Source organism: Gilliamella sp. WF3-4, from assembly GCF_001690275.1.
Classification (GTDB): domain Bacteria; phylum Pseudomonadota; class Gammaproteobacteria; order Enterobacterales; family Orbaceae; genus Gilliamella; species Gilliamella apicola_C.
The window spans coordinates 160,765-170,979 of sequence record NZ_LZGW01000003.1; the positions used below are offsets into that span (position 1 = coordinate 160,765).

At 35.9% G+C, this 10,215-nt stretch carries 8 protein-coding genes and 1 rRNA gene; 5 read left to right on the forward strand and 4 right to left on the reverse strand.

The window, feature by feature from the left end:
* The first annotated feature begins 172 nt into the window (after positions 1-172).
* From dnaE to A9G47_RS01880, 3 genes are all read left to right on the forward strand, one after another.
* Positions 173-3,652: a DNA polymerase III subunit alpha gene (gene dnaE, locus A9G47_RS01870; protein WP_065642024.1), complete on the forward strand. Its 3,480-nt coding sequence runs from the start codon at positions 173-175 to the stop codon at positions 3,650-3,652.
* A gap of 237 nt (positions 3,653-3,889) precedes the next feature.
* Positions 3,890-4,849, forward strand: coding sequence for an acetyl-CoA carboxylase carboxyl transferase subunit alpha (accA, locus tag A9G47_RS01875; RefSeq protein WP_065642025.1), 960 nt, complete (start codon positions 3,890-3,892; stop codon positions 4,847-4,849).
* Between the two features lie 21 nt (positions 4,850-4,870).
* Positions 4,871-5,239 (forward strand): diacylglycerol kinase, encoded by a 369-nt coding sequence (locus A9G47_RS01880; protein WP_065567446.1) that lies wholly within the window; start codon positions 4,871-4,873, stop codon positions 5,237-5,239.
* A 55-nt stretch (positions 5,240-5,294) separates the two neighbouring features.
* On the opposite strand, the gene A9G47_RS01885 is transcribed toward A9G47_RS01880, so the two are convergent.
* Genes A9G47_RS01885 through metK form a run of 4 tightly spaced genes read right to left on the reverse strand, consistent with a single transcriptional unit; the run spans position 5,295 to position 8,404 of the window.
* On the reverse strand, positions 5,295-6,137 hold the full coding sequence (locus tag A9G47_RS01885) for a 23S rRNA (adenine(2030)-N(6))-methyltransferase RlmJ (protein ID WP_065579892.1): 843 nt from the start codon (positions 6,135-6,137) through the stop codon (positions 5,295-5,297).
* A complete protein-coding gene (locus tag A9G47_RS01890; protein ID WP_065589070.1) occupies positions 6,137-6,751 on the reverse strand; it encodes a hypothetical protein in 615 nt (204 codons plus the stop codon). Before A9G47_RS01890 ends, A9G47_RS01885 begins: the two co-directional genes overlap by 1 nt.
* 14 nt (positions 6,752-6,765) lie before the next feature.
* Entirely contained in the window at positions 6,766-7,269 is a 504-nt protein-coding gene (locus A9G47_RS01895) for a SprT family zinc-dependent metalloprotease (protein ID WP_065589069.1), read from the reverse strand.
* Positions 7,253-8,404: a methionine adenosyltransferase gene (gene metK, locus A9G47_RS01900; RefSeq protein ID WP_065567450.1), complete on the reverse strand. Its 1,152-nt coding sequence runs from the start codon at positions 8,402-8,404 to the stop codon at positions 7,253-7,255. Before metK ends, A9G47_RS01895 begins: the two co-directional genes overlap by 17 nt.
* 217 nt (positions 8,405-8,621) lie before the next feature.
* Between metK and murI the strand changes: the two genes are divergently transcribed.
* Together murI and A9G47_RS01910 are read left to right on the forward strand one after the other, a co-directional pair.
* On the forward strand, positions 8,622-9,446 hold the full coding sequence (murI, locus tag A9G47_RS01905; protein ID WP_065567451.1) for a glutamate racemase: 825 nt from the start codon (positions 8,622-8,624) through the stop codon (positions 9,444-9,446).
* Between the two features lie 383 nt (positions 9,447-9,829).
* Positions 9,830-10,215: ribosomal RNA gene (locus tag A9G47_RS01910) — 16S ribosomal RNA — on the forward strand; the annotation flags it as partial.

Genomic DNA, 10,215 nt, shown 5'->3' on the forward strand with positions numbered 1-10,215 from the left:
TAGTTTATTATTGGTGGGATATTTTTAATATATATTTTCACTGATAAAATTTATAATAAAAATGGCTTCCCTCTTTTATTTTCAATTAGAACTCGTAATTAAAGAGAATAAGAATATTTTTCCTGCTTGTGTTATAATTACAAACTAATTTTATAGCTTAATTTTGGTAATTATGGCGCAACCTAAATTTATTCACCTTCATTTGCATAGTGATTTCTCAATGATTGATGGGATTGCCAAAGTTGGCACATTAGTAAATGAAGTGAGCAAGTTACAGATGCCCGCTTTTGCGATCACTGATTTTACTAATCTTTGTGGACTAGTTAAGTTTTATGGCTCAGCAATGTCTAAAGGTATTAAACCGATCATTGGTGCCGATCTTGCTATTAGAAGCCCCCAAATGCCTGATGATATTTATCGTTTAACTCTATTAGCGGCTAATAATCAAGGGTATCAAAATCTTACTTTATTAATTTCTAAAGCTTATCAACGAGGGTATATTGGTGATTTTCCCGTTGTTGATAATGAGTGGTTGATTGAGCATCGAGCTGGGTTAATTGTATTAGCTGGGCGTGAAAGCGATATTGGTATTGGCATTGTTCGCAATAATCAAATTATCATTGATAATGCGATTAATTTTTATCTTGAAAATTTTCATGACCATTTTTATTTTGAATTAGTACGAACTAAACGCAACAATGAAGAACTATTTATTCATCGTGCTGTAAGTTTGGCTGAACAATATTTGTTACCAGTCGTTGCAACTAATGATGTTCGTTTTTTAAAAGCTTCTGATTATGAAGCTCATGAGATTCGTGTTGCTATTCATGATGGTAATACATTAGATGATCCTTCTAGGCCTAAAAATTACTCAGCCGAGCAATATCTACGTTCAGAACAGGAAATGTGTGAGTTATTTTCTGATATTCCAGAAGCCCTTGAAAATAGTGTTGAAATAGCAAAGCGTTGTAATGTTTCTATCCGGTTGGGAGAGTATTTTTTACCTAAATTTCCAACTGGCGATATGTCAACTGAAGACTTTTTAGTGCATAAATCGCGTGAAGGATTAGAAGAAAGATTAACGTTTTTATTTCCTGATCCTGAAATCAGAAAACAAAGAAGATCTGAATATGATGAACGTTTAGAAACGGAATTAACTGTTATTAATCAAATGGGTTTTCCTGGCTACTTTCTAATTGTTATGGAATTCATTCAATGGTCAAAAGATAATGATATTCCTGTAGGACCAGGGCGAGGCTCTGGTGCAGGTTCTCTCGTTGCGTATGCTTTAAAAATTACCGATTTAGATCCACTTGCGTTTGATTTGCTTTTTGAACGTTTTCTAAATCCAGAACGTGTTTCAATGCCCGATTTTGATGTTGATTTTTGTATGGAAAAACGCGATCTGGTTATTGATCATGTTGCTGATATGTATGGGCGAGATGCTGTTTCCCAAATTATAACCTTTGGTACTATGGCAGCTAAAGCGGTAATACGGGATGTTGGTCGAGTGCTTGGACATCCTTATGGATTTGTTGATCGTATTTCTAAATTAATACCTTTAGATCCAGGCATGACTCTCGCTAAAGCTTTTGAAATTGAGTCTCAGCTTCAAGATTTATATGATAATAATGAAGAAGTTAAATCATTAATCGATATTGCACGCCAATTAGAAGGCGTAACTCGAAATGCAGGTAAGCATGCTGGGGGAGTAGTCATTTCCCCAACTAAGATTACTGATTTTTCACCAATTTATTGTGATCCAGAAGGTCATCACCCAGTTACTCAGTTTGATAAAAACGATGTTGAATATGCAGGGCTTGTCAAGTTTGACTTTTTAGGGCTAAGAACATTAACCATTATTGATTGGGCCATCAAAATGATTAATGATCGCCAGCTTCGAACTGGAAAAGAAAGAGTCGATATCACTAGAATTCCTTTAGATGATGAAAAATCGTTTGAATTATTGTTAAAAGCTGAAACCACAGCCGTATTCCAGTTAGAATCTAGAGGGATGAAAGACTTAATCAGACGGTTAAAACCGGACTGTTTTGAGGATATGATTGCTTTAGTTGCACTATTTCGCCCTGGTCCATTACAATCAGGTATGGTAGATAACTTCATTGACCGCAAACATGGTCGAGAAGAGGTTTCTTATCCCGATATTAAATATCAACATGAATCATTAAAACCTATTTTAGAGCCAACATACGGTATTATTTTATATCAAGAACAAGTTATGCAAATCGCACAGACCTTATCAGGTTATACACTAGGCGGTGCTGATTTACTACGTCGAGCTATGGGTAAGAAAAAGCCCGAGGAGATGGCAAAGCAACGTTCTGTTTTTAAAGAAGGGGCAGAAAAACAGGGCATTGATGGCGAATTGTCAATGAGAATATTTGATCTGGTTGAGAAGTTTGCTGGGTATGGTTTTAATAAATCTCACTCGGCGGCATATGCACTTGTTTCTTATCAAACGTTATGGCTAAAAACTCACTATCCCGCCGAATTTATGGCTGCGGTTATGACTGCTGATATGGATAATACTGATAAAATTGTCGGTTTGGTTGACGAGTGCTTACGAATGGGATTAAAAGTCAACCCTCCTGATATTAACAGTGGGCTTTATCATTTTCATGTAAATGATAAAGGAGAAATTGTTTATGGAATAGGTGCGATAAAAGGTGTTGGAGAAGGACCTATAGAGGCAATTGTTGAAGCACGTAATAGTGGTGGGTACTTCAAAAATATTTTTGAGCTTTGTGCCAGAACAGATATGAAAAAGGTTAACCGCCGTGTGCTTGAAAAACTCACTATGGCAGGGGCTTTTGATAAATTAGGACCCCATCGAGCAGCTATTTTACATAGTATCAATGATGCAATGCAGGCAGCAGATCAATATGCTAAAGCGCAACATATTGGTCAAGAAGATATGTTTGGTGTGTTGGCAGAAGAGCCCGAACAAGTTGAACATGCTTATGCTGCGGTTCCAGAATTGCCTGATCAAGTTTTGCTTGATGGAGAGCGTGAGGCTTTAGGACTTTATTTAACAGGGCATCCTGTAACGCAATATTTAAAAGAATTAAATCGTTATACAGGTGGGCTACGAATTAGTGAAGCATCGCCGACAGGATGGGGAAAAGTGGTCACTTTTGCAGGTATTGTAGTAGATGCTAGGGTTAGAATTACCAAAAGAGGGAACAAGATTGGTTTATTTACTTTAGATGATCGTTCTGGTCGAATTGATGGTATGCTTTTTGCGGAGTCTTTAGAAAATTTTGGGCATTTACTTGTAAAAGATAAAATTTTAATTGTGACGGGGCAAGTTAGCCATGACGATTTTAATGGTGGCTTTAAAATGTCGGTGCGCGATATTGTCGATTTAAAAGATGCTCGAACTAAATATGTAAAAGGATTGTCCATTACGTTAACGGAAAACGAAACAAATCAAGCAATATTACAACGTTTGCAACAGTTGTTAGAACCTTATCGGCATGGAAGTGTACCTGTTAACTTATATTATCATCGAGACGATTCTGTTGTGAGGATCCAATTTGGCACGAAATGGAGAATTATCCCGGAAGATGCTTTGATTGTTGAACTAAAGACTCTACTTGGTGTTGAGCGTATAGAATTTGAGTTTGAATAAATCAGATAAACTTATTAATAATAGTAAGCATTATAAATTTATTGAATAAATAAAGTTATATTTCAGTCAATGTGAGAGACATAATAGTTGAAGCCTAATAATACAAATGTAGGTGGCTTCAATGAGTGTTACATAGTAGAATTGATTTAATTTTATCTTAAGAGTTAGTCAGTATATTGTATTAAGTAGTGTATTTTTTTAAAATACCGAATAAATTAAGAGGCAATTACAAGCGTTATGAATAATTTTTTGGAATTTGAAAAGCCGATAGCGGAATTAGAAGCAAAAATTAATTCCTTGAAGAATATAGATTCGCAACAAGTAGAATTAGATATTAATTTAGATAAAGAAATTAAGCAATTACATAAAAAGAGCCGTGAGTTAACAAAAAAAATATTTGCTAATTTAACGCCTTGGGAAATTGCGCAACTAGCTAGGCATCCAAATCGCCCTTATACATTAGATTATATAAAAGAAATTTTTACCGATTTTGATGAATTGGCTGGTGACAGAGCCTATGCTGACGATAAAGCAATTGTTGGTGGGATCGCGCGTATTGATGGGCGTTCGGTGGTAGTTATTGGGCATCAAAAAGGTCGTGAAACAAAACAGAAGATTTATCGAAATTTTGGTATGCCAGCCCCAGAAGGTTATCGTAAAGCTTTACGGTTAATGCAACTAGCTGAACGCTTTAAATTGCCCATTATTACTTTTATTGATACTCCTGGAGCTTATCCTGGGATTGGTGCCGAAGAGCGAGGTCAAGCAGAAGCTATTGCGCGTAATTTAAGAGAAATGTCACGCCTTAAAGTTCCTACCATTTGCACCGTCATTGGGGAAGGTGGCTCTGGTGGAGCGCTAGCGATTGGTGTGGCAGATAAGGTTAATATGCTTCAATATAGTACTTATTCTGTTATCTCACCAGAAGGTTGTGCTTCTATTTTATGGAAAAGTGCAGATAAAGCACCAATTGCTGCTGAAGCCATGAATATGACGGCAGATAATTTATTAAAATTAAATTTAATTGATTCAATCGTGCCAGAGCCTTTAGGTGGCGCTCACCGAGATTATGCTACTGTATCTGTTTCACTTAAAACACAGCTACTTAGTGATCTTGATGAGCTTGAAAATATGGATTTATCTACATTACTAGAAAGACGATTCCAACGTTTGATGAACTATGGTTATGTAAGGTAATTTTAGATTTGGAATACTATAATGAAAAAAACGGCAGGACTACTGCGCATTTTTAATGCAACAAAATACTCTTTAAAAGGCTTAAAATCGGCGATCAAATATGAAACAGCGTTTCGCCAAGAGTTCATTTTATTGGTTGTGGCTTATATTATCGTAATGCTGGTCGATTTTTCTATTTATGAACGAATTTTGTTATTGGGGTCAATTGGTGTTGTGATGATTACAGAGTTAATTAATAGTGCGATTGAGTGTGTTGTTGATCGCATTAGCACTGAAAGACATGATTTATCTGGTCGAGCAAAAGACTATGGCTCAGCCGCAGTCTTTTTATCGTTATTATTGGCGGTTATTTTGTGGGTTTATCTATTTTCTTGCCATTTTTTTTCATGATTTTTTACTTAAGCATAGGTTTTTCTGAAAGTGTTTGATAACCAATAACAAAAAGTTATTCCGTAACTAACTCTTTAATGATGAAACTTCCCGTTTTGTGAATGTCTAAGGTGGTTTTCAACCACGGCATGATTGTAAGCATTTGTTCATGTAATTTCCATGGTGGGTTAATCACTATCATTCCTGATGCAGTCATGCCTTTTTGATTATTATCAGGTTTGATGGCAAGCTCAAACTGAGAAATACGTTTAATACCTAAATTAACAATATTATCAATCATTTTTTGCGTTTGGGTACGAGATACCACCGGATACCAAATTAGATAGACACCTGTAGCAAAACGTTTATAAGCTTCAAATAGTGCAGCAGGAATTTTTTGATAGTCATCTTTTATTTCATAGGAAGGATCGATTAGGATAATCCCTCGTCGTGAACTTGGTGGTAACTTTGATTTTAATTGTGCAAAACCATCTTCACGTAATACTTTTGTTCGTTTATCTTTATTAAATTCTTGTCTCAATAAGGGGTAGTCTGTTGGATGTAATTCGGTAAGATTAAGTTTGTCTTGCTCGCGTAGTAATTGTTTAGCAATTAAAGGCGAGCCAGGATAATATTTTAATTCATCAAAAGGATTATAGCGCTTTAATACTGATATATAGCTATTAAGCAATTCCGGAATATTAGCTTGTTGCCATATCAAATTAATTCCTGATAAATATTCGCCTGTTTTTTCGGCATGTTCGCCTCGTAATAAGTACCTTCCTGCGCCAGAGTGTGTATCTAGATATAAAAAAGATTTTTCTTTTTCTTTTAATGACTCAATACATAGTGTTAAAACTACATGCTTTAGCACATCAGCGTGATTGCCTGCGTGATAACTATGGCGATAGCTTAACATTATAAATTCTCCTTCTTTTTTTGTTCATTTTTTTGCATATAAAATGTCGTTAAAGCTAAACAAAGAAGGCAGGGGCACTCCATTAACTCTTCGATTAAATCTTTTCGTTCTTTTGCTATAACTAAGAATTCATGCCCCATACGATGATGCTCAGCAATATCAGCTATTCCTAAGAATAGAAAAGCTAAAAATATATGCCAAACTGGAATTTGTTCAAATTTGTAGCGACGTGCAATTTCTTGGCGAATAGTTGGTAAAAACATACTTAGCATTGGGATAGAGATTAAAGTGCTAGCAATAATTTTATAATAAAAACGTGGCACATCGGGAAAGAAATCTCTTCCCCAGCTAATTCCTCGCCCAAAAAGCATAAACCACCAAAATATTGTCCAAATCCAAAATTTATATAGTTGTGAATGTTCAGCTACTCGCTGAGCATAATAATAAGTGTAGCCACACATGAATAATAAAAAAAGTGATTGAACATGTTCAATAAGAGTGACGGTAAGCCCATTGTATAAAGGTATAAAGAAATTGCCTGTAATGTAAAGAATAATACCAAGAGTAAGAATCAACAAAGAGCTTTTATAAAAATGGAAATCTAATTTACACATACAATATCTTAATATTAAGTGACGTTTTTGAATTTGAGTATAGTACCGCATTTGCGGCATAAATAACTAGTGTTATTCTTTTGGATTTTATTGTGTCTTATTGATGTTAAGTGATGTTGTTGGCACTGGCAGTAGTATAAATGAGTGTTGCGCTTTACCTGAAAATGATGAGTTGTTGAAGGTGTCTTGTCGAAAATTTTTGACATAACATATTGCCATTCTTTACCATGTGGTTTGACTTTGCCAAATTCTTTAAAAACAATGAGATGAGCAAGCTCATGGGGCACGACTTCTTCAATAAATTGGGTGCCATTTTCTAGTAACATAACTGAATTAAGTTGAATTTCCCAACGCATTAAAAGCGCACTACCTGCAATGCTACCTTTGGGTTTGTAGATGATGTTAGGTTCTTTATATTCGGTATGTAAAAATTGATTGGCTTGCATTAAGTGAGTTCTTAAACAAGCCATTATTTGATTATGTAAATAAATTGGTATGCGCTTATAATCCTGCTGCATCGCGAAGTAGTGCTGCCTTGTCAGTTTTTTCCCAAGGAAAAATATCTCGGCCAAAATGACCATAACTTGCCGTTTGTTGATAAATTGGTTGAATAAGATCAAGCATTTGAATTAATCCATAAGGTCTTAAGTCAAAAAATTCTTTAATCAATGAAACAATTTTATCGTGATTGATTTTTTCGGTACCAAAAGTATTGACATAAATTGATGTAGGATTTGCAATACCAATTGCGTAAGATATTTGTAATTCACATCGGTCAGCAAGCCCAGCAGCAACAATATTTTTGGCAACATAGCGGGCAGCATAAGCCGCTGAGCGGTCAACTTTTGACGGATCCTTTCCTGAAAATGCGCCACCGCCATGGTGCGCAGCACCTCCATATGTGTCCACTATGATTTTGCGGCCAGTTAGTCCACAGTCTCCCATTGGTCCTCCAATAACAAAGCGTCCCGTTGGATTAATAAAGTATTTTGTTCTTGCTGTTAACCATTGAGCTGGTAATGTTGGTTTAATGATTTCTTCCATAACAGCTTCATGTAATGCTTTTTGCTCAATATCTGTGGAGTGTTGTGTCGATAAAACAATTGTATCAACACCTTTGATTTTTCCATCTTCATAAATTAACGTGACTTGGCTTTTGGCATCCGGTCTCAACCAAGGAAGCGTGCCATTTTTTCTAACTTCTGATTGTCTGCGCATAAGCTCATGTGCATAAGTAATTGCCGCAGGCATTAAGTTTGGCATTTCGTTTGTTGCATAACCAAACATAATACCTTGGTCACCAGCGCCTTGCTCAAGTGGATTTTGCTTATCTACTCCTTGATTAATATCTGGAGATTGTTTGCCAATTGCATTAAGAACAGCACATGAATTAGCATCAAATCCCATCTCTGAGCTAGTGTAACCAATATCATTAATGGTTTTCCGAGTTAACTCTTCTATATCAACCCAAGCTGAAGTAGTAATTTCTCCACCGACTAAAGCCATGCCTGTTTTTACATAGGTTTCACATGCGACTCGTGCTTTTGGATCTTGTTTTAATATAGCATCAAGCACTGCATCAGATATTTGATCGGCAATTTTATCTGGGTGACCTTCTGAAACGGATTCTGAAGTAAATAAAAATTCTGACATGGAATACCCCCCCTTAGCATTATTTTTGTATATTGCTTAAAATATAATATTCGGCTTTAATCTAAATAACTATTTTAGCAGTTTTACCATCTAGACGTCTAGCCAAATAATTGTCATAGATAAAATGTAATGCTTGTTTAAATAAAATGGCTTGCATTAATTTTTAATCAATTTACGATATTGCGGTTTTTGAATTATCTAATGACCTAGAGCTAAAATGAATATTGTAAGTCGGGCACCTTCAGTGCTAGTGTTTGATTCAGGTATTGGCGGATTATCTATTTATAATGAGATCTATAATAAATTGCCGAATGCGCGTTATATTTATGCATTTGATAATGAAGAATTTCCTTATGGAGATAAATCACCGACATTTTTAATTAATAGAGTCAATTCGGTTATAGAAGCTATTACTAAATTTTACTCAATTGATTTAGCGATTATTGCATGCAATACGGCTAGTACTATTTGTTTGCCGAGTTTGCGTTCTAAATTTTCTTTTCCTATTGTTGGTGTTGTACCAGCAATTAAGCCAGCTAGTCAAATAACTAAAAATAAATGCATAGGACTATTAGCGACAAAAGCGACAATCAAAAGATCCTATACTGCCAATTTAATTCAACAATTTGCGCCTAATTGCAACGTTGAGCTACTTGGTTTATCTGAATTAGCTCTTATTGCTGAAAATAAGCTGCAAGGTATTGCCGTAAATATGCAACAACTTAAAGATTTATTACAGCCATGGATCTATTTACCAATCATCCCAGATACAATCGTATTGGGTTGTACTCATTACCCATTTATTAAAGATGAATTAAAGATCATTTTCCCTAATGCGACCTTTATTGATTCAGGTAGTGCAATTGCGAATCGAGCTTATAATCTGCTAAATGAAAAATTTCACCTTAATAAAATTCAAGCGCCATTAAAAGAAAATATTATTATCAGCACAGCACATAATCAATATGTTGAAAAATTAGCTTTGAAATTAGCTAAATATAATCTCAATAATTATCAATGCATTAATGTTCATGGTGTTTAAAGAGTATTCATTCAAATACGTAATTGGATATTTTTGCTTGCCAAAAAAAATGAAGTCCCTATAATGCGCATCCACTGACACGGCGTCAGCGAAAAGCTGAGGCAAGTTAGTGAAAAAAGCAAGATCAAAAATTTTGAAAAAAGATCTTGACGAATAAAAAAGGTTAGCGTAGTATACGCAACCCTTGAGACAGCGAAGTAAATTAACGAAAAGTTAGTTGATTTAAAAAGGCTGTTAGCTCTTTAAAAATAAGAAACAGACAATCTGTGTGGGCACTTGCGAGACAAAAGATTAAAGTCTACGGACTAAAAAATTAAGTCTTGATAAGTGACACTGAAGATTCATTTGAATATGTCAGAGACAGTTATTGAGCATCAAACTTTAAATTGAAGAGTTTGATCATGGCTCAGATTGAACGCTGGCGGCAGGCTTAACACATGCAAGTCGAACGGTAACATGAGTGCTTGCACTTGATGACGAGTGGCGGACGGGTGAGTAAAGTATGGGGATCTGCCGAATGGAGGGGGACAACAGTTGGAAACGACTGCTAATACCGCATAAAGTTGAGAGACCAAAGCATGGGACCTTCGGGCCATGCGCCATTTGATGAACCCATATGGGATTAGCTAGTAGGTGGGGTAAGGGCTCACCTAGGCGACGATCTCTAGCTGGTCTGAGAGGATGGCCAGCCACACTGGAACTGAGACACGGTCCAGACTCCTACGGGAGGCAGCAGTGGGGAATATTGCACAATGGGGGGAACCCTGAT

Excerpts from the sequence above, each read along its gene's own strand:
- murI (WP_065567451.1), top strand. The coding sequence starts at position 8,622 with ATGAATATTGTAAGTCGGGCACCTTCAGTGCTAGTGTTTGATTCAGGT.
- A9G47_RS01895 (WP_065589069.1), bottom strand. The coding sequence starts at position 7,269 with ATGCAGCAGGATTATAAGCGCATACCAATTTATTTACATAATCAAATA.
- A9G47_RS01890 (WP_065589070.1), bottom strand. The coding sequence starts at position 6,751 with ATGTGTAAATTAGATTTCCATTTTTATAAAAGCTCTTTGTTGATTCTT.
- A9G47_RS01880 (WP_065567446.1), top strand. The coding sequence starts at position 4,871 with ATGAAAAAAACGGCAGGACTACTGCGCATTTTTAATGCAACAAAATAC.
- metK (WP_065567450.1), bottom strand. The coding sequence starts at position 8,404 with ATGTCAGAATTTTTATTTACTTCAGAATCCGTTTCAGAAGGTCACCCA.
- dnaE (WP_065642024.1), top strand. The coding sequence starts at position 173 with ATGGCGCAACCTAAATTTATTCACCTTCATTTGCATAGTGATTTCTCA.
- A9G47_RS01885 (WP_065579892.1), bottom strand. The coding sequence starts at position 6,137 with ATGTTAAGCTATCGCCATAGTTATCACGCAGGCAATCACGCTGATGTG.
- accA (WP_065642025.1), top strand. The coding sequence starts at position 3,890 with ATGAATAATTTTTTGGAATTTGAAAAGCCGATAGCGGAATTAGAAGCA.